At 70.3% G+C, this 19,892-nt stretch carries 16 protein-coding genes; 8 read left to right on the plus strand and 8 right to left on the minus strand.

Annotated features, from left to right (window positions below; all coding sequences use genetic code 11):
* Positions 1-41: 41 nt before the first annotated feature.
* The 4 genes from OVA17_RS10720 to OVA17_RS10735 all read left to right on the plus strand — a co-directional run bounded on the left by OVA17_RS10720 (position 42) and on the right by OVA17_RS10735 (position 5,626).
* Positions 42-1,592 carry an RICIN domain-containing protein gene (locus tag OVA17_RS10720; protein ID WP_141375540.1) on the plus strand — a complete coding sequence of 517 codons (1,551 nt, stop codon included), beginning with the start codon at positions 42-44 and terminating at the stop codon, positions 1,590-1,592.
* A 26-nt stretch (positions 1,593-1,618) separates the two neighbouring features.
* Complete coding sequence (locus OVA17_RS10725; protein WP_267786547.1) at positions 1,619-4,534, plus strand: LamG-like jellyroll fold domain-containing protein; 2,916 nt, start codon at positions 1,619-1,621, stop codon at positions 4,532-4,534.
* Between the two features lie 94 nt (positions 4,535-4,628).
* On the plus strand, positions 4,629-5,099 hold the full coding sequence (locus tag OVA17_RS10730; RefSeq protein WP_103210280.1) for an OsmC family protein: 471 nt from the start codon (positions 4,629-4,631) through the stop codon (positions 5,097-5,099).
* Between the two features lie 47 nt (positions 5,100-5,146).
* Entirely contained in the window at positions 5,147-5,626 is a 480-nt protein-coding gene (locus OVA17_RS10735) for a hypothetical protein (RefSeq protein ID WP_267786548.1), read from the plus strand.
* Positions 5,627-5,779: 153 nt separating this feature from the next.
* Here the strand turns inward: OVA17_RS10735 and glpK are convergent, their stop codons facing one another.
* The 3 genes from glpK to OVA17_RS10750 form a co-directional block, all read right to left on the minus strand.
* A complete protein-coding gene (glpK, locus tag OVA17_RS10740; RefSeq protein WP_074694199.1) occupies positions 5,780-7,291 on the minus strand; it encodes a glycerol kinase GlpK in 1,512 nt (503 codons plus the stop codon).
* An 88-nt stretch (positions 7,292-7,379) separates the two neighbouring features.
* Positions 7,380-8,135, minus strand: coding sequence for an MIP/aquaporin family protein (locus OVA17_RS10745; protein ID WP_103210285.1), 756 nt, complete (start codon positions 8,133-8,135; stop codon positions 7,380-7,382).
* Positions 8,136-8,256: 121 nt separating this feature from the next.
* Positions 8,257-9,975: a glycerol-3-phosphate dehydrogenase/oxidase gene (locus OVA17_RS10750; protein ID WP_103210287.1), complete on the minus strand. Its 1,719-nt coding sequence runs from the start codon at positions 9,973-9,975 to the stop codon at positions 8,257-8,259.
* 112 nt (positions 9,976-10,087) lie between these two features.
* On the opposite strand from OVA17_RS10750, the gene OVA17_RS10755 reads away from it, so the two are divergent.
* Positions 10,088-11,053 (plus strand): sugar-binding transcriptional regulator, encoded by a 966-nt coding sequence (locus OVA17_RS10755; RefSeq protein ID WP_210071953.1) that lies wholly within the window; start codon positions 10,088-10,090, stop codon positions 11,051-11,053.
* A 19-nt stretch (positions 11,054-11,072) separates the two neighbouring features.
* On the opposite strand, the gene dhaM is transcribed toward OVA17_RS10755, so the two are convergent.
* From dhaM to OVA17_RS10775, 4 genes are all read right to left on the minus strand, one after another.
* A complete protein-coding gene (gene dhaM / locus OVA17_RS10760; protein ID WP_267786550.1) occupies positions 11,073-11,792 on the minus strand; it encodes a dihydroxyacetone kinase phosphoryl donor subunit DhaM in 720 nt (239 codons plus the stop codon).
* 8 nt (positions 11,793-11,800) lie between these two features.
* Positions 11,801-12,436, minus strand: coding sequence for a dihydroxyacetone kinase subunit DhaL (dhaL, locus tag OVA17_RS10765; RefSeq protein ID WP_267786551.1), 636 nt, complete (start codon positions 12,434-12,436; stop codon positions 11,801-11,803).
* Complete coding sequence (dhaK, locus tag OVA17_RS10770) at positions 12,433-13,428, minus strand: dihydroxyacetone kinase subunit DhaK (RefSeq protein ID WP_210071950.1); 996 nt, start codon at positions 13,426-13,428, stop codon at positions 12,433-12,435. Before dhaK ends, dhaL begins: the two co-directional genes overlap by 4 nt.
* 102 nt (positions 13,429-13,530) lie before the next feature.
* Complete coding sequence (locus OVA17_RS10775) at positions 13,531-14,232, minus strand: lysophospholipid acyltransferase family protein (RefSeq protein WP_267789383.1); 702 nt, start codon at positions 14,230-14,232, stop codon at positions 13,531-13,533.
* A gap of 191 nt (positions 14,233-14,423) precedes the next feature.
* Here OVA17_RS10775 and OVA17_RS10780 point away from each other — a divergent pair, with 191 nt between their 5' ends.
* Together OVA17_RS10780 and dxr are read left to right on the plus strand one after the other, a co-directional pair.
* Positions 14,424-15,416 carry an FKBP-type peptidyl-prolyl cis-trans isomerase gene (locus tag OVA17_RS10780; RefSeq protein ID WP_267786553.1) on the plus strand — a complete coding sequence of 331 codons (993 nt, stop codon included), beginning with the start codon at positions 14,424-14,426 and terminating at the stop codon, positions 15,414-15,416.
* 13 nt (positions 15,417-15,429) lie between these two features.
* A complete protein-coding gene (gene dxr, locus OVA17_RS10785; protein ID WP_267786554.1) occupies positions 15,430-16,512 on the plus strand; it encodes a 1-deoxy-D-xylulose-5-phosphate reductoisomerase in 1,083 nt (360 codons plus the stop codon).
* Positions 16,513-16,758: 246 nt separating this feature from the next.
* On the opposite strand, the gene OVA17_RS10790 is transcribed toward dxr, so the two are convergent.
* Positions 16,759-18,423: a Mur ligase family protein gene (locus OVA17_RS10790; RefSeq protein WP_267786555.1), complete on the minus strand. Its 1,665-nt coding sequence runs from the start codon at positions 18,421-18,423 to the stop codon at positions 16,759-16,761.
* 87 nt (positions 18,424-18,510) lie between these two features.
* Here OVA17_RS10790 and OVA17_RS10795 point away from each other — a divergent pair, with 87 nt between their 5' ends.
* Positions 18,511-19,827 (plus strand): M50 family metallopeptidase, encoded by a 1,317-nt coding sequence (locus tag OVA17_RS10795; protein WP_267786556.1) that lies wholly within the window; start codon positions 18,511-18,513, stop codon positions 19,825-19,827.
* Positions 19,828-19,892: the final 65 nt, after the last annotated feature.

Raw genomic sequence — 19,892 nt, forward strand, 5'->3', positions numbered from 1 at the left:
CGCCGCGGGGGAGCGTACGCACCCGGAAGGACCCGTCACCCATGACCCCCACCCGATCGCGACTGCTCCGCGCGGCCGCGACCCTCGTGGCCGCCGCGAGCCTGCTGGCATCCGCTCCCCCCGCTGTTGCGGCCACGGCCCCGGCCAACGCCGTCGGGGCCGCGCAACTCGTCCTCGTCGAAAGCGTCCACGCGAGCGGCAAGGTGCTCCAGATCGGGGCCGGCGACGCGCAGGTCTCGAGCGCACCGGGAGCGACCGTCCCCGCCGTCGCCTCGATCTCGTCGATGGCGCAGGCCGACCCCCGGACGCTCTCCGCCCAGGCTCTGCGTCTGTACCCTGTCGTCGGCTCGGCCCGCACCTTCCTGATCGCCGACCAGAAGGACCGGGTCCTCATCCGCTCGCGCAACGATCAGGAGACGTTCCGCTACCTGCAGACGGCCGACGTCGCCGACTCCGCCACCGACCCCTACGCCCAGTGGGAGCTGCGCGACGCGGGCAACGGCACGGTGAACCTCGTGAACGTGCAGCGCGATCGCGACGGCAAGGAGTCGGCTCTCGACCTCTACAACTGGAAGACCGCCGACGGATCCGAGGTGCAGACCTACACCCTCAACGCCTCCGCCGCGGTGCAGCAGTGGCGCGTGCACCCCCTCACCCCGACCGTGACCTCGCCCGCGGTCGTGACGACCCCGGGCGTGCTCCCCGCGCTGCCGAGCAGCCTCACCGGGCGCTACGGCTGGGGCCGCACGATCACGCTGTCGCCCATCACGTGGGCGATGCCCGCCGCGACGACGTGGCTGACCCCCGGAGTGGTGTCGGTCGCCGGCTCCGCGAAGGGCCTCTTCGGTGAGGACGTCGCGCTCTCGGCATCCGTCGCCGTCGGCGCGCTCTCGGATGCCGCCGACTCCTCGCTCACCACCTACGCCGGCGCGACGGTGGCCGAGGTCGCCATGCGCGCCCCGAGCACGGTCCAGCGTCGCATCGGCGACACCGGGCAGAGCGTGACCGCTGCCGTGCGGTGGGACTTCTCGAAGGTGACGGATGCCGCGTTCTCGACGCCGGGGACCGTCAGGGTCCCCGCGGTATCGGGACTCGGCTTCTCGGCCACCCTTGTCGTCACGGTCGCCGCGGCTCAACAGGTGAACGTCCTGCGCCAGTCGGGAGTGCACCCGGACTGGTCGTTCAAGGACTCCACGACCTTCGCGCTGACCGACGGCAACCGCACCGCCACGGGCTTCGCCGACTGGCGCTCGGGCGGGGCCGCGAACCGCGTGAACCCCAACCGCGTGACCTTCTACCTCGATCAGCCGCGACAGATCACCGGCGTGAACGTGTACGACATCGGCGGCAAGCAGAACATCGGCTCGGTCACGGTGCAGTACCGCACCACGCGCGGGGGGTGGGCGAACCTGCCGTCCGCGACGACCTGGCCGGCCGCGAACACCTCGACCGATCTGCGTCTCGAGGTCACCGCGTCCCGACCGGTCCTGGCGACCGGGCTCCGCGTGCTCGTGAAGAACAAGACCTCGTCCACCTGGATGACCCTGTCCGAGATCGAGGCCTACGGTCCTCAGCTCACCCCCGTCTCCTGAACGACACCCCCGACATGAGAAGAGATATGTTCCCTCGTCTGCGCCGCTCGGTACGCGGCATCTCGGCCGGAATGGTCGTCGGCGCGCTCGCCGTTTCGAGCCTCGCCTTCGGCGGTGCCTCGGTCGCGCTCGCCGCCTCCACCACGACCTCGACCTCGACCCCCGGCGCGCCCGCCGCCTCCTCGGCGGCGGGACCGGCGACCGCGTCGACCCCGGGCACCTCGGCGGCGTCCGGCTCCACGGCGGCGGCGGTCTCGGCATCCGGGACGTCCTCGTCGGCGGGACGCTCGAGCTTCCTGCTGCCGGTGCTGCCGGACACGCAGTTCTACTCGCGCTACAGCGCCTCGCAGTTCGTGCCGCAGTACGGCACCAACCCCTTCGAGGTGCAGACCCAGTGGGTCGTCGACAACAAGAAGACCCTCAACATCCCGTTCGCGATGCAGCTGGGTGACGTCGTCGACCAGCAGGGCAAGAGCGACCAGTGGAGCGCCGCGGCCAAGGCGATGAAGATCCTCGAAGACGGCAAGGTGCCGTACTCGGTGATCCCCGGCAACCACGACGTGGCCGACCAGGGGGCGCGCTCCTCGGAGGGCAACGCCGCGAACTACCTCGCGAACTTCGGCGCCTCGACGCTGCAGCGCCAGGGCGGCTCGACCCTGCTCGGAACCTTCCAGAACGGTTACTCCTCGGCCTACCGTTTCTCGGCCGAGGGTCACGACTGGGTCGTGCTGTCGCTGGGATGGAACGCCTCGGACGACACCTTCGCCTGGGCCCAGGGGATCCTGGATGCCAACAAGGGCGTGCCCGTGATCCTGTCGTCGCACGCGATCATCGGCATCGACCAGGACCAGGTGTCGCCGACCAGCTGGTGGTACGGCGACCTGCTGTGGGACAAGCTCATCCGCAAGAACGACCAGATCGTGCTGACGCTGAACGGGCACTTCCACGGCGCGACCATGCGCACGCTGACGAACAACTTCGGGCACCCCGTGCACGAGGTGCTCACCGACTACCAAATGGCCGCGGACGGCGGGAACGGCATCATGACGCTGTTCGAGTTCGACCTGTCGGGAGGGAGCATCGACGTGTCGACCATCTCGCCGTGGGTGGGCAAGAAGCACGCCGACTCGCGGACCTCGACCGACGCCCCCGTGCTCACCGGCACCTGGCAGCAGTTCTCGCTCGCGATGGACTTCGGCTCGCGGTTCGGGTGGGGAGCGCCCTCGGCCGCCCAGGCCGATGGCTCCGACCTCACCGCCGCCGCGAAGGACATCGTGTCGCGGGGATGGACCGGGTCGTCGACGGGGGAGAAGCTCGCCGCCGCGGGCGACGCCTCGGACTACTTCGCCGTGCCCGGGACCGTGGCGCACTGGCGCTTCGGCGACGTGAAGGAGGGTGTGGTCGACGAGAACACCGTCGTCCCCGACATCGCCGGGTCGAGCCCGATGTACCGTCTGCCGCTGGAACAGACCGACGCCCCCGACGAGCTCGACGACGTGGCGGTCACCCACAAGGACGTTCCGTTCTACTCCGCCGACCGCGGCGCAGTGTGCTTCAGCGACGTGCATCGCAACGCCAGCGGCCCCGACAACCTCGCCTTCCTCACGACCGAGTACGGCGCTCCGGCGACCTCTGCGCATCTGAACGCCCAGTCGGGGTACACCCTCGAGACCTTCCTGCAGATGGATGCCGACTGGACCGAGGCCGCGAACCGCTGGGGCGCCGCGATCAGCCGCGGCGGCGCGCGTAGCTGGATCGGCATCAACGACTCGTCCGACGAGGGGGCGGGAGCGGCGTGGCTGGGGATCTCGAACCTGCGCGAGTACCAGTTCTCGGCGGCCGACACCGCGTCGAAGAACTCGTACACGCTCTGGTCGGGAGAGATCATGCCCGGGAGCTGGCACCATGTCGCGATCGTGGACGACCCCGCGGCGGGAACGGTAATCATGTACGTCGACGGCGTGCCGGTCCTGCGCAACGCCTCGGGAGTGGGCGGCATGATGGCCGCCGATCTCATGCCGTGGGTGATCGGTGCGTCGCTGTGGAACACCGAGCCCGAGCACGGCTGGTACGGGTGCGTGGGTGAGACCCGCATCGTCGATCACGCCCTGCCCCGCGAGCAGTTCCTCTTCCAGCGCGCCGACCTCGACGCCACCGCCTCGGCCTTCGCCGTGACCACGCCGTTGTCGGGCGTGCTGGCCTCGACCGCGACGGTGCCGACCCTCGAGGGGCGCGGTGTCGTGGGTGCGCAGGTCGCGGTCCGCGTCGACGGGGCCGACGCGGGCTCGACAGCCGTCGGCGCCGACGGCGCGTGGCGGTTGACGCTGAAGACGCCCGTCGCAGGCGTCGGCGCGCACGCCCTGTCGTTCACGCAGTCCATCGGCACGCGGGTCGGGTCGCCGCTCGAGCTGACGGTGACGATGGGAGTGGATGCCGCGTGGACTCCCGATCCTGAGAAGGTGGCGACCGACAAGGAGGGGACGGTCACCGTCACCCCGAGCACCTTCCACGCCGGAGACACGGTGACGGTCGGCGTGCCCGCCGGTCTCGAGGGGAAGGACCTCTACGGGTTCCTCTTCTCGCAGCCGACGGGGCTGGGCACGGCGACCGTGGCGAACCGTGCGATCTCGCTCACGGTTCCCGGGAGCGTGCCCGCGGGCGAGCACCGTCTCGCCGTCTACACCGCGACGGGTGAGCTGGTGGGCTGGGCGCGCGTGAGCGTCGCTCGTCCCGTCGTGACCGTCGACCCGGCTGCGGGCGCCGGTGGCGCTGCGACCGCGGGCACCACGGGTGCGAGCGCCGGCGGGCAGCCGTCGACCCCGCGTCGGGGCGATCTCGCGGCCACCGGTGTGGCCTCGGGAGTCCTGGCCGCTCTGTCGGGCGTCGCCCTGATGCTCGCCGTGCTCGGTCTGGTGCTGCGACGGGTTCGCCGCCGCGCCTGACGATGACGCGAAAGGATCCCCGTCCGGCTCGCCCGGGCGGGGATCTTCGCGCTCCAGTGGCCCGCGCGCGGGCGCGGACGGGCAGACTGGGGACATGAACGGAGAGCACCACTACCGCCTGCGATCGACCTGGACCGGCGACCTGGGGACGGGTACGAGCGGGTACCGCGACTACGAGCGTGCCGTGACCCTCGAGGTCGACGGAAAGCCCGCGATCGCGGCATCCGCCGACAAGCCCTTCCGCGGGGACCCCGCCAAGTGGAATCCCGAAGAACTCCTGATCGCCGCGCTCAGCGAGTGCCATCTGCTGTCGTACCTGCACGCGTGCGTCACGACCGGCGTCGTCGTCACCGGTTACGAGGACGACGCCACCGGCACGATGCAGGAGGACGGCAACAGCGGGGGAGCGTTCACCGAGGTCGTTCTGCGCCCCCGCGTCCGCGTGGCCGAGGAGTCCATGATCGAGGCGGCGGTCGCCGCCCACCGGCAGGCGCGCGAATGGTGCTTCATCGCCAACTCCGTCAACTTTCCCGTGCGACACGAACCCGAGGTCACGGTCGGCTGAGCGCCGAGCGTCGCGGGGAGGATGCCGCGGCGTCGTACAGTGAGCGCATGCAGCTCGAACCCGCCCTGCGCCGACTCGACCGGATCGCCGGGGGCCGTCAGGCCGATCACCGCGTCGCCGTCTCCACCGACCCGAAGGTGTACCGCGCCTTCCGCGCCATCACGCTTCTGCTTGCGGTCGGTTTCGTGCTCGGTGTCGCGACGGTCGTCGTCGCCCTCGTCATGACGATGAACGGCGACGACGTCGGCTTCGCCGTCTGGATGCGCTGCCTCGTGGTGCTCGCCATTACCACGACCCTGTTCTACTTCCTCTGGCGTGCCCGCGTCGGCTGGTACTGGGCGTTCCGTCGGCTGCAGCTGTTCAGCCGCATCTTCCCGGTCATCGCCCTCGTCCTCGCCGCCATCCCGGGGCTCTACCCGTTCTGGGTCGTCAGTGAGCAGATTCTCTTCGCGATCCTGCTCATCGGCGTCTCGGACTACCTGCAGTCCGACGCCGTACGCGCCGCATACCCCAAACCGCAGCGCTGAGTCGGTGGCATCCGCGTGCCGCGAACCCGGCGTGTCGGGGGAGCGAGCGATCTCTGCGACGGCCTCAGGACCTCACGGCCCCGAGAACCGCGGGAACGACGGAACCCCGCCGGCATGAGGCCGACGGGGTTCCGTCGTTCGTGAGGGGCGGGATCAGCGCACGTCGTCGTCGATCCAGTCCATCGACTTGGTGACGGCCTTCTTCCACAGGCGCAGTTCTCGCTCGCGCTCGCCGTCGTCCATGTTGGGCTCCCAGCGCTTGTCTTCCTGCCAGTTGGCACGCAGGTCGTCGAGGTTGTCCCAGAAACCGACCGCGAGGCCCGCCGCGTACGCGGCGCCGAGGGCGGTGGTCTCCGCGACGACCGGACGCACGACCGGCACGCCGAGGATGTCGGCCTGGAACTGCATGAGCGCGTCGTTGGCGGTCATACCGCCATCGACCTTGAGCTCGGCCAGGTCGACGCCGGAGTCGGCGTTGACGGCGTCGAGCACCTCACGCGACTGGAAGGCCGTGGCCTCCAGCGCGGCGCGGGCGATGTGACCGCGGTTGACGTAGCGGGTCATGCCCACGATCGCGCCGCGGGCGTCAGGACGCCAGTACGGTGCGAACAGGCCCGAGAACGCCGGCACGAAGTACACGCCGCCGTTGTCGTCGACGCTCTCGGCGAGCTTCTCGACCTCGGGGGCCGAGGAGATGATGCCGAGCTGGTCGCGCAGCCACTGGATGAGCGAGCCGGTCACGGCGATCGATCCCTCGAGCGCGTAGCGGGCGGGCTGGTCGCCCAGCTTGTAGCCGAGGGTGGTCAGCAGGCCGTTCTTGGAGTGGACGATCTCTTCACCGGTCTGGAAGATGAGGAAGTTGCCCGTGCCGTAGGTGTTCTTGCTCTCGCCCGGGTCGAAGGCCGCCTGGCCGAAGGTCGCGGCCTGCTGGTCGCCCAGGATGCCGGCGATCGGGGTCTCGCGCAGAAGCGACGAGGACTCGACGGTGCCGTAGACCTCGGAGGAGGAGCGGATCTCGGGGAGCATGGAGGCGGGAACGCCGAAGTCGGCGAGGATGTCCTCGCGCCACGAGAGGGTCTCGAGGTCCATGAACAACGTGCGGCTGGCGTTGGTGACGTCGGTGGCGTGCACGCCGCCGTCGATGCCGCCGGTGAGGTTCCAGAGCACCCAGGTGTCGGTGGTTCCGAACAGCAGGTCTCCGGCCTCGGCCTTCTCGCGGGCTCCGTCGACGTTCTCGAGGATCCAGACGATCTTGGTACCCGAGAAGTAGGTCGCCAACGGCAGGCCGACGATGCTCTTGTAGCGCTCCGGATCGCCGTCGGCGAGGCGGTCGACGATCGACTGCGTGCGCGTGTCCTGCCACACGATGGCGTTGTACACCGGCTTTCCGGTGTTCTTGTCCCACACCACCGCGGTTTCGCGCTGGTTGGTGATGCCGACGGCGGCGATGTCGTGGCGGGTGATGTCGGCGCGGCTGAGGGCCAGGCCGATCACCTCCTGGGTGTTGCGCCAGATCTCGGCGGGGTCGTGTTCGACCCAACCCGCGCGCGGGAAGATCTGCTCGTGCTCCTTCTGTCCGACGGAGACGACGCTCCCGGACTTGTCGAAGATCATCGCGCGCGTCGAGGTCGTGCCCTGGTCGATGGCGAGGACGTAGTCGGCCATGGATGGACTCCTTTGTCAGTGTCTGTGATGGGTGAAGCGGAAGGGAGGAGGGCGCGAGAGCGTCGGGCGACGCCCTCGCGAAGAGTGATTACTTGCCGAGACCGAGGAGCACGGGGGCCAGCAGACCCGCGAGCAGGCCACCGACGAGGGGACCGGCGACGGGAACCCACGCGTAGCCCCAGTCGCTCGAACCCTTGCCCTTGATGGGGAGGATCGCGTGGGCGATGCGGGGTCCGAGGTCACGGGCGGGGTTGATGGCGTATCCGGTCGGGCCACCGAGGGAGGCGCCGATGCCGACGACGAGCAGGGCCACGGGAACGGCCGAGAGACCGCCGATACCGGCGGGGACGCCGACGCTGGCCACACCGTAGTCGGCGAAGCCGAAGATCACGAACACCAGGACGAACGTGGCGATGACCTCGGTGAGGAAGTTGAAGCCGTACGAGCGGATCGCGGGGCCCGTAGAGAACACGCCGAGCTTGGCGGCCGGGTCGGGCTCGTCGTCGAAGTGCTGCTTGTACGAGGCCCAGGCGAGCACGGCACCGATGATGGCGCCGACCATCTGCGCGGCCACGGCCACGAGGAACTGGACGAAGGAGATCTTGCCGGCGACCAGGAGGCCGATCGAGACGGCGGGGTTCAGCTGAGCGCCGGAGTAGGCGGAGACGATGACACCGGCGAAGACCGCCAGGCCCCAACCCCAGTTGACCATCAGGGTGCCGCCGGCGTTGCCCTTGGTCTTGGCGAGGGCCACGTTGGCGACCACGCCGCAGCCCAACAGGATGAGCATCGCGGTGCCGACGACCTCCGAGAGGAAGTACAGCCCCAGGTTCACTTCTTGCATGTCGTCATCGACCTTTCTTTCGTCGCCCGGACACCTTCGGCTCGGGCGGTAGTGCGGCTCGGTGCTCCGAACCTACGGCTCACGTGCGGGCGCGCAACAGGTGGCGCGCCCGCACGTTCTCTCAGATTCGGGCCACCCCGGCCTGTGCCAGATCGACACGGTGCGCGGAGCGGAGAATCTCAGTCGTACGGGCCACTTCTTCGTCGACGTGCGCGGAGTCCCAACCGAGGGGCTCGGCGACCGCCTCGGCGACCTCTCGCAGCGTGCGCTCGGTCATGCCGCCGACGAATGCGAGATGCGTGCGGCGCAGCAGAACGTCGATCAGGTGCACGACCTGCTCGTTCTTCGCGATGAAGGCGAGCTCCTCGCGGTAGTAGCCCGCCGCATCGGGAACCGGCGTCGGCTCGGCGGGCAGGGCGGCGAGGATCGCGTCGGCGCGGGTGCCGTAGCGCTCCAGCATCGCCTCGACGAGCTCCGCGGAGTGCGCATTCGTGCGCGCGGCGATCCAGCGGCGACGCTGCTCGGGCGTGGCGGGGAAGCCCGCGCCGCCGCCGATGGGCAGCCCCTGGGTGCTGACGCGGTGGGGGCGGCGCAGCTTCTGCAGGGTCTTCATGCTGAGGTGCTCGGCGAGGGCTCGGAAGGTGGTCCACTTGCCGCCGACGAGGCTCATGGCGGGGACGCCCGCGACCTCGTCCTCGACGATGCGATAGTCGCGCGAGACGAAGCCGGGGGCGGTGTCATCGTGGCGGGGGAGCGGGCGGATGCCCGAGAACGTGTAGACGATCTGCGAGCGGTCCACGCCGATGGTCGGGAAGACGTGACCGATGAGGTCGAAGAAGTACTCGATCTCGTCGTCGGTGCACACGACCGGCTTCGAGGGATCGGCGTCGATGTCGGTGGTGCCGACCAGGACGCGGTCCTTCAGCGGGTAGATGAGGACGATGCGGCCGTCGGAGTGCTCGAAGAAGATCTCGCGACCGCCGGTGGCGGCGAGCAGCTCGGGGTTGTCGAGCACGATGTGCGAGCCCTTGGTGCCGCCCATGAAGGTCGTGTCCAGACCCATGGCCTTGTTCGCGAGGTCGGTCCAGGGTCCGGCCGTGTTGAGGACGACCTTCGCCTTGACGCTGAACTCTTCGCCGGACACCTCGTCGCGTACGCGCACGCCGTTCGCGTCGGCACCGACGGCCGAGACGTAGTTGACGGCCTGCGTGCGGCCCGCGCCGGCCTCGATGCCGTCGCGCAGCACGTCGAGGGCGATGCGCTCGGGGTCGTGCATCGAGGCGTCGAAGTAGGTCGCGGTGTAGGCGAGGTCGGGGTTGAGCTTGGGCAGCTCGGACAGCGACTTCTTCTTGCCCAGGAACTTGTGGCGCGGAACCGAGCCGCCGTCGCGCGAGAAGGTGTCGTACATGATCAGGCCGACCTTGATCAGCAGGGCGCCGCGCTCGTTGGGCTTGCCGCGACCGTGCGTCACGAGGAGACGGAAGGGCGCCGACAGGATGCCGGAGAACGTCTTGTAGATCGGGATCGTCGTCTCGAGCGGCTTGACGTAGTGGGGGGCCGTCTTGAGCAGGTCGTTGCGCTCGGTCACCGCTTCTTTCACGAGACGGAACTCGCCGTTCTCGAGGTAGCGGATGCCGCCGTGGACCATGTGGCTGGAGGCTGAGGAGGCGCCGGAGACGAAGTCGCCCCGCTCGACGAGCGCGACGCTGACGCCCTGGAGGGCGAGGTCGCGGAGAGTGGCGAGGCCGTTGATGCCCCCACCGATGATGAGGACGTCGAGGTCTTCGGCGTCGCGGAGCGCCTGGACGTCGGCGCGGAGCGGAGTTGCGGGGGACGACATGTCGACTGCGACCTTTCGTTGTTGGTACGACGATCACAATGCGCCTGTCTGCACGTTGTTGCAAGCCCCTTGAACAAACGTGCAGAATAGTGTTCATGAAGGTATTCCGACGGTGGTGACGCAAGCAGAGGAGCGCTCCCGCGACGCCCTGCGCGCGGCGCAGCTCTACTACATGCAGGACCTCACGATGGATGCCATCGCGCACGAGATGCGGGTCTCGCGTTCGTCCGTGTCGCGCCTGTTGCAGCATGCCCGCGACGTGGGTCTGGTCACCATCTCCATCAGCCCGCCCGACGACGCCCGGGGTCAGATGGCTCAGCGGATCGCGGACCGCTTCGGCATCACGGCGCACGTCGTGCCCACCCCCGCGCGCACCTCGGAGGCCGAGCGTCTCGAGCGCACGGCGCTGACCGCGGCGCGCATCCTCGCCGAGCGCGTCGAATCGTCGATGACGGTGGGCGTCGCCTGGGGTTCCACTCTTTCCGCCGTCGCGCGTCACGTCCCGCAGAAAGACGTGCACGATACCCACATCGTCCAGATGAATGGCGCGGCGAACGTCCGCACCTCCGGCATCCCCTACGCGGGGGAGATCCTGTCCAAGCTCGGCGCCGCGTGGTCGTCGTCGGTGCACCAATTCCCGGTGCCCGCGCTGTTCGACGACCCGCACACGAAGCAGGCGATGTGGCGGGAGCGGTCGGTGCGTTCCGTGCTGGAGATCCAGCAGCGCGTCGGGTTGTTCGTCTTCGGCCTCGGCTCGCCCCATGCCGACGTGCCCTCGCACGTGTACAGCGGCGACTACTTCGACGAGCGCGACCGCGCGGTCATCGAGCGCGAGGGCGTGGTCGGCGACTGCGCGACCGTTTTCTACCGCGCGGACGGCTCGAGTGACATCCCCGAGCTCAACGCCCGCTCCAGCGGCCCCGATCTCGACACGGTCCGGCGCATCCCCCGTCGTTTCTGCGTCGTGTCGAGCCTGTCCAAGCTCGACGGACTGCGTGGAGCGCTCGCTGCGGACCTCGTGACCGAACTGGTCGTCGAGGAGTCGCTCGCGCGGCGTCTGCTGAGCGTCACGCGCTGACGCAGGCCGCGCCGAGCGCTCACCGCTCGCCGAACCCCTCGTCGATGAGCGCCCGGAGTTCCGCCAGCGCCGCCTCGGCCTCGGGGCCCGACGCGCGCACCCGCACGCGTGATCCCTGACGGATCCCCAGCGCCATCAGCGCGAGCAGGCTCCGCCCCGATACTTCGTCGGCACCGGTCTCGAGGTCGGCGATGCGCACGTCGGCATCGTGCCGCGAAGCGGCCTTGACGAAGGCGGCGGCCGGTCGTGCGTGCAGCCCGGAGGGGTTGGTGACGACGGCTTCGAACGAGAGCGCCTCTCCGGGCGGGGCGACTCCCGTATCCCCGACACCGGATGCCGCCCCCTCGGCGTCGGCGCCCAGCTGCCGTGCCTTCGCGGCGGCGGCGGTGGCGCACTCGCGGGCCACGGTCTCGAGGTCGCCCCCACCCGCGGCGGTCACCACGGCGGCGACGAGTCCCTCCACGAAGGGGGCGGGACTCAAACGGACGCGCTCGGGTGCGGCGACGAACTCCAGAGCCGTCTCGGCGCTGAGGATCGCAGAGCCGAGGTCCATCAGCACGAGGACCCCGTCTCCGGAGTCGGCCTCGTCGATGGCCGCGGCGATGGCCACGGCATCCGTTCCGAGATCGTCGTCGGGACCGCCTGCGGCGACGCGAACCGTCGGCGGTGTCTCGCCTCCCATCTGCAGGGCGAGGTGCACGGCGGCCTCGGCGAGAGCGCGGGAGTGCGAGACGGCCACGAGACCGATCACTCGGCGGCCGCCAGGGTGTCGCTCAGCGCCTGCAGGAGCAGGGTCGCGGACGTCGCGCCGGGGTCGAGGTGCCCCGCGCTTCGTTCGCCGAGATAGCTCGCGCGACCCTTGCGGGCGACGAGCGGCTCAGTGGCGTCGCGCCCCCGGGCCGCGGCCTCGGCGGCGGCCCGGGCGGCCGTGGCGGGGCCCTCGTGGGCTGCGGCATCCCAGGCGTCGACGGCGGGCGAGAGGGCGTCAATCATGGTCTTGTCGCCGAGCTCGGCCTTCCCGCGGGCGACGACCCCGTCGACGCCGGCGCGCAGGGCGGCGCCCAGGGCGTCCGCATCGATCTGTCCCCCAGCGGCGAGGGCGGGGCCCATGCGGAGGAAGAACGTGCCGTAGAGCGGGCCGCTGGCACCGCCGACCGTCGAGACGAGGGTCATGCCGACGGTCTTGAACAGATCGGCCGGATTCGCCGGGACGGGGTCGAGCTTGGCGACCACCGCGTCGAGACCTCGCGCCATGTTCGAGCCGTGATCGGCGTCGCCGATCTCGGAGTCGAGGCGGGTGAGTTCGTCCTTCTGCTGCTGCACGGCCTCGTGGAACGCGCGGATCCATGCCACCAGATCGTCGGTCGAGACGGAGCCGCTCATGCGCCCCACCGCAGACCGGGGGTCACGACGGGGGCGTCCCACAGGCGGAGCATCTCTTCGTCGGCCTTGACGACCGTCAACGACGCCCCGGCCATGTCGAGGCTCGTGATGTAGTCGCCGATCAGCACGCGCTGGATGTCGACGCCGGCCGCGGCGAGTAGCGGTGCGACCTCGCCGTAGAGCAGATACTGCTCGATCAGCGGGGTGCCGCCGAGGCCCGACAGCAGCACGATCGCTGGCCCGACGGGCTCGCCGAAGTCGTGGACGATCGGATCGACCATGAGCTTCGCGATCTCTCGAGCGGATGCCAGCTTCACGCGCGAACGGCCGGGTTCGCCGTGGATGCCGACGCCGACCTCCATCTCGTCGTCGGGGAGCTCGAAGGTGGGTCGGCCCGCCGCGGGGACGGTGCAGCTGGTCAGGGCAACGCCCATCGAGCGGCCGGCGGACGAGACGCGGCGGGCGAGATCGGCGACGGAGGCGAGGTCGGCTCCCTCCTCCGCGAGGGCGCCGACGACCTTCTCGAGGATCACGGTGGTGCCGGTGCCGCGGCGGCCCGCGGTCCAGGTGGAGTCGGTGACGGCGACGTCGTCGGCGACCACGACGGATTCCACCTGCACGCCCGAGGCCTCGGCGAGTTCCGCCGCCATCTCGAAGTTCAGCACGTCGCCGGTGTAGTTCTTCACGATGTGCAGCACGCCCGCACCCGAATCGACCGCCTGCGTCGCGGCGAGCACCTGGTCGGGGGTGGGGGAGGTGAACACCTCGCCGGCCGCCGCGGCGTCGAGCATGCCGAGACCGACGAAACCGCCGTGCAGGGGCTCGTGCCCGGATCCGCCGCCCGACACGAGCGCCACTTTGCCCGCGCGTGTCGGCTCCGCCCGCAGAATGACGCGATTCTCGGCATCCACTCGGACGTTCGGATGAGCTGCTCGGATGCCGCGGAGGGCCTCCGCCAACACGTCGGCGGGGTCGTTGACGAACTTCTTCACGGTGCCTCCTCGTTGTGGCGACGACGGTTCGGGCCGTCGGTTTCGACCCTGCTCGCGGGGGGCCGTCACGTCAAGGAGGAAAAGCCGGTGAGAGACCGCGTCTCAGAGGCGCTCGTGCGGCAGTACCTGCCTGATGCGCTCGATCGGGTTCTGCGCGGGTGCCTCGTTGTAGGCGTTCGCGAGCTCCTGCTCGCTCAGAGCGTGGATCGCGGCCATGATCTCGTCGGTGGCACCGCGACGCGCGCGGCCCGAGGAGGCGGCACCGTGCGGGGAGAGGTCGAGGGGCGTGCCGAAACGCACCGTGATGCGCTCCTTGGTCGTCGGGATCTTCGCACCGACGGGCATGACCTTGTCGGTGCCGATGAGACCGACCGGGACGACCGGGGCGCCGGTCTGCAGGGCGAGGAAGGCGACCCCGGTGCGGCCCTTGTAGAGGCGGCCGTCGAGGGAGCGCGTGCCCTCGGGGTAGAGAGCGACGGCCCGGCCGTCGTCGAGAAGCGCTCGCTGCTGGTCGAGGGCGTCGAGGGCCTTCTGGCCGGCGCCGCGCTCGACGGGTATCGCACCGATCGCGGTGAAGAACTGGCGCGACGCCCATTTCTCGAAGTACGCGGACTTCGCCATGAAGTGCACGGGGCGCGGAGCGGCGACCGGGATGGCGATCGAGTCGATGAACGACAGATGATTGCTCGCGAAGATCACGGGACCGGTCCGGGGGACGTTCTCTCGCCCCTCGATGCGCGGTCGATAGACGGCGCGCGCCAGGGGAGCGATCAGCAGGCGTCCGAGGCGGTAGGTCGCGCCCATCTGTTCCGGCACGGTCGCGGGGGTCTCGGCGGGCAGGTCGGAACTCACTCGACGAGGTTACTCGCCGCCGCATGCCCGGGCGTGCATGGTGCGCGCGCGTACGCGCGAACGCGCGCGCACCGGCCTCTCAGCCGCGGCAAAGCCGGATGCGCCAAGATGAGGGTTCTCTGTCTTTCCTCGAGAGGTCACCCGTGCGCTTCCGCCCGATCGCTTCCCTGTCCGTCGCTGCCGTCGCTGCCCTGTTGCTGGCCGGGTGCTCCGGTTCGCCCGACGAGACGTCGACGCCCGACGCGAGCGGGTCGGCGGACGCGGGGCAGTGCCAGAGCGCGCTCGCCGACGCGCCCGCTCCCGACGGTCTCGTCGTCTCGGGCGATTTCCAGAGCAAGGTCACCGTGACTCTGCCCGACGGGTACAACCCCACCGCCCTGCAGCGCACGACCCTCGTCGAGGGCACGGGCCAGCAGGTCAAGGCGGGCGATGTCCTCAAGGCCAACTTCACGCTGATCGACACCGCCTCGGGCGCCGTTCAGCTCCAGACCCTCGACACCGAGCCGAGCGGCATGGACACGCTCGTCTCTTCGCAGCAGATCTTCGGGGCCGCTCTCGAGTGCGCGCCGATCGGGTCGCGCACCGTCTCGTCGTTCCCCGCCGGCACGCTCGGTGAGGGCTCACCCGCCTTCGTCATGGTCGCCGACGCCATCTCGGAGCTGCCGACCCGCGCCGAGGGCACCGAGGTCGCCCCCGTCGACGGCATGCCGGCGGTGACTTTCGACGACAACGGCGCCCCCACGACCACGACCGACGCCGACGGCAAGCAGATGCTGCCCAAGCCCACCGCTCCGGCTCCCACCGACGTGCGCATCGAGAACCTGCGCCAGGGAGCGGGCGAAACGGTCAACGCCGGTGACCAGGTCATCGTGCAGTACACCGGCGCCCTCTACGACAGCGGGCAGGTCTTCGACTCGAGCTGGCAGCGCGGCACTCCGGCGCAGTTCCAGACCGACCAGGTCGTCGACGGCTTCCGGCAGGCCCTCGAGGGGCAGACCGTCGGCTCGCAGGTCGTCGTCGTCATCCCGCCCGCCGCGGGCTACGGCGACAAGGCGCAGGGCGACATCCCGGCCAACTCGACCCTGTTCTTCGTCGTCGACATCCTGGGCGTGCAGCACGCCAACATGGCGGGCTAACTAGGCTGAGGGCATGCGCCGCGTCCTCATCCTCGGTTCCACCGGTTCGATCGGCACGCAGGCGCTCGACGTCATCGCCGACAACGCCGATCGCTTCGAGGTCGTCGGTCTCGCCGCCGGCACCGACCGTGCCGGCGTCGAGGCGCAGGCCCTGGCCTTCGGCGTCGAGCACACCGCCCTCGGTGCCGTCGAGGCCGAGCAGCTCGTGCGCGACGTCGAGGCCGACGTGGTGCTCAACGGCATCACCGGGTCGGTCGGACTCGGTCCCACCATCGCCGCCCTCGAGGCGGGGCGCACCCTCGCCCTCGCCAACAAAGAGTCGTTGATCGTCGGCGGCGAGCTCGTCACCGCGCTCGCCGCCGAGGGGCAGATCGTCCCGGTGGACTCCGAGCACTCCGCGATCGCCCAGGCGCTGCGCTCCGGTCACGACGGTGAAGTGCGCCGGCTCGTGCTCACGGCATCCGGAGGCCCCTTCCGCGGACGCTCGCGCGACGAGCTGCAGAACGTCACCCCCGCGGAAGCCCTCGCTCACCCCACGTGGGACATGGGCCGTGTGGTCACGACGAACTCCGCCACTCTCGTCAACAAGGGCCTCGAGGTGATCGAGGCGCACCTGCTCTTCGACGTGCCGTACGACCGGATCGCGGTGACCGTGCACCCGCAGTCGATCGTGCACTCGATGGTCGAGTTCGTCGACGGCTCGACCATCGCGCAGGCGTCGCCGCCCGACATGCGTCTGCCGATCTCGCTCGGCCTCGACTGGCCGCATCGCATCGCCGGCGTGGGCGTTCCGCTCGATTGGACGCGCGCCTCGCAGTGGACCTTCGAGCCGCTCGACGAGAAGGCGTTCGGATCGGTGGCCCTGGCCAAGAAGGTCGGACGCGCGGGCGCCACCTATCCCGCCGTGTTCAACGCGGCCAACGAGCAGGCCGTCGACGCGTTCCACGAGGGTCGGCTGAGCTTCCTCGAGATCGTCGAGCTGATCGAGCGCGTGGTGGACCGCCACGAGCCGCCGACGAAGCTCACGCGCGAGTCGCTCGCCGAAGCCGAGGCCTGGGCACGGCGCACCGCCGACGAGATCATCGCGGCGCGCTGAACCCGGCGCGCTGAACCCGGCGCGCTGAACCCGGAGCGGCGGCTGCTACCGGGGCGGGCGCTGCGCCGCGGTCGGCCTGAGGGTCGCTGAGCGTCGAGGTCGTGGGCCTTGTGCCTCAGGCGGCGGGCGCTGTCCGCACGACTCCCGCACGACTCCCCACGACCCTGCCGCGCCTGCGGCTCACGGCTGCGCGAGACCGGATCGATGCAGCTGGAGCGCGATGACCCGAACGCGCTCGCCCGGGCGTCAGGCGGGGAAGTCGACCGGGCGCTCGGGGTCCGACGACGGAGTGCTGTCGGCCGGGTACGGCACGGGCCACTGCGGGTCGGGCACGGGCCAGCCGGCTGCACGCAGCGCACGACGCGACAGCTCGCGCGCCGAGTACGGGGTGCGCACGCCGCGGATGTCCCGGTAGTCCTGGTGACCGGGACCGGCCCACAGGATCGCGTCGCCGTCTCCGACCAGCTTCACGGCCTCGAGGATCGCGCGCTCGGGCGGGGTGAATTCGAGGATCTCGGCGTCGGGTCGAGCGCGTCGCGCCCCCTCGACGAGCACCTCGCGGATGGTGTCCGGGTTCTCGTGACGGGGGTGGTGGTCCGTGACGACGAGGATGTCACTGCCTTCGACGGCCGTGCGGCCCATGTCGTGACGTTTGGTGGCGTCGCGGTCGCCGTCGGCGCCGAACACCATGACGACCTTGCCGGGGGTCACCCTCCGGACCGCGGCGAGGGTCTTCTCGAACGCGTCGGGGGAGTGGCCGAAGTCCACGTAGACCGCGGGACCCTCGGTGCCCGAGACGAGCTGGGTACGACCGGGCAGCGAAGCCTCGATGTGCGAGCCGTCGAGGGTGCTGTAGAGGTGCTCCCAGGTGTATCCGGTCTCGAGCAGCATGACGATGGCGAGGCCCGCGTTGGCGGCCATATGCCGACCGATGACGGGAACGACGGTGGTGAGGGAACGGCCCTTGCCGTCGCTGAGGGTGAACTCGGTGCCTTCCTGGCGCTCGTCGACGATCTCGACGGTCCAGTCGGCGGATGCCGCAGCGGCCGCGTTCTCGCTGATCGCCGGGGTGGCGATGGTGACGACGGGGATCTCGGCGCGCGCGGCGATCTCGGCGCCGGACGCCGAGTCGAGGCAGACGACGCCGCGACGCGCGCGGTCGGGGCGGAACAGGGGGAGCTTCGCCTCGAAGTACTCGCGCATGTCGGCGTAGTCGTCGAGGTGGTCGTGGGTGAGGTTCGTGAAGCCCGCGACATCGAAGACGAGCCCCTCGACCCGGTGGCGGGTGAGAGCCTGCGCGCTCACCTCGACCGCGACCGCCTGCACGCCGCGCTCGCGCATGAGGGCGAGGAGGGCGTGGAACTCGGAGGCCTCCGGAGTGGTCAGGCGCGAGACGATGACCTCGCCCGCGATGTGACGCTCGGCGGTCGAGGACAAGCCGGTGACGACGCCGAGCTGACCGAGGATCCCCTCGAGCAGGTGCGAGACGCTCGTCTTTCCGTTGGTGCCCGTGGTCGCCAGCAATTGGGGGAGCGCGTCGTCGGGCCCGGTTCCGTAGACCCACGCCGACAGATCGCCGAGGAGCGCGCGGGGGTCGTCGACGACCACGATCGGAAGACCCGCCGGGCCGGCGATCTCCGCCCCCGCGTCGTCGGTGATGACCGCGACGGCGCCACGCTCGGCGGCGATGGGGGCGAACTCCGCCCCGTGCCGGTTCACGCCGCGGATGGCGACGAAAGCCTCGCCGGCGCGGAGATCGGCGGTGGCCAGCGTGATGCCGGTGAGGGTGGTGCCGTCGACGTCGCCCACGGTGCGGACGCCGTAGCGTCGGGCGAGTTCGGCGAGGTCGCGGCGCGGCGGGTTCTCCGGGCGGAGGACGGGCGGCAGGTTCGAGGGGGCGGCGGAGGACATCGGATCCATTGTCTCATCCGGCGTCGCACAGACACCGCATCGAGGCTGCACGGGCGGTTCAAAGGCGCGCGGCGGTATCGTCGGCGGGTGACTGCGATCGCGTTCCTCATCGGCGTCATCGTGCTCGTGCTCGGCCTGGCCGTCTCGATCGCGCTGCACGAGGTCGGGCATCTCCTGCCCGCCAAGCTCTTCGGCGTGCGCGTCGGCCAGTACATGATCGGTTTCGGACCGACCCTCTGGTCGAAGCGGATCGGCGAGACGGAGTACGGCCTGAAGGTGCTGCCGCTCGGCGGCTTCATCTCGATGGCCGGCATGTACCCGCCCGCACCCGAGGACGCCAAGCCCGGAACCAAGCGCTCGCGCTTCTTCGCGACGATGGTCCAGGACGCCCGCGACGCGAACGCTGAGACCCTGATCGCCGCCGACGATCGGGTCTTCTACAAGCTGCCCGTCTACAAGCGCATCATCGTCATGCTCGGCGGCCCGATCATGAACCTCGTGCTCGCGGTGGTGCTCTTCACGATCGCGCTGAGCGGCATCGGCATCCAGCAGGGCACCACGACCGTCGCCTCGGTCTCGCAGTGCGTGATCCCCGCGAGCGAGGGGCGCACCGACTGCACCCCCAGCGATCCCGTCGCTCCGGCGGCCGCCGCCGGCATCCAACCCGGTGACGAGTTCGTCTCGATCGACGGCACCCCCGTCTCGACGTTCGCCGAGGCGGCCGCGATCATCCAGCGATCACCCGGTAAGCAGCTCTCGGTCGTCATCGACCGCGACGGCGCGCAGCGCACCGTGGAGTTCACGCCCGCGACCACCGACCGTGCGGTCACCGACGCGGACGGTCGTCCCGTGGTCGACGCCGCGGGCGCCACCGAGTACCAGACCGTCGGATTCGCGGGCATCAGCCCGCAGAGCGCCCTGGTTCGCCAACCGATCGGGACGAGCCTTGCGGCGACGGGGCAGTACATCGGCTCGGTCGCGCAGATCGTGTCGCAGTTCCCCGTGCGCATCTACGACGTGGCCGTCGACACCCTCAGCGGCCAGCCGCGCGACGCGAACAGCCCCATGAGCGTGGTCGGCGCCGGCCGTCTCGCCGGCGACATCGCCGCGGTCGACGCGCCGATCCTCGACCGCGTGCAGACGATGATCACGCTGCTGGGCGGCCTGAACATCGCCCTGTTCGTCTTCAACCTCATCCCGCTTCTCCCGCTCGACGGCGGTCACGTCGTCGTGGCGCTGTGGGACGGCATCAAGCGACAGATCGCGCGTCTGCGCGGCAAGGTCGCTCGTCCCGTGGATGCCACGAAGCTCGTTCCGGTGACTTTCGTCGTCGTGATCCTGCTCGTGGCGACGGGCGGGGTGCTGTTCCTCGCCGACATCTTCAACCCGGTGCAGCTGCTCTAGCCGCGCCCGGGGGCGGCGGGCTCACACCCTCCCCGTGGGAAGGGTGTGAGCCCGCCGAGAGGCCG

It is taken from the genome of Microbacterium sp. SL75 (assembly GCF_026625865.1).
Lineage (GTDB): Bacteria > Actinomycetota > Actinomycetes > Actinomycetales > Microbacteriaceae > Microbacterium.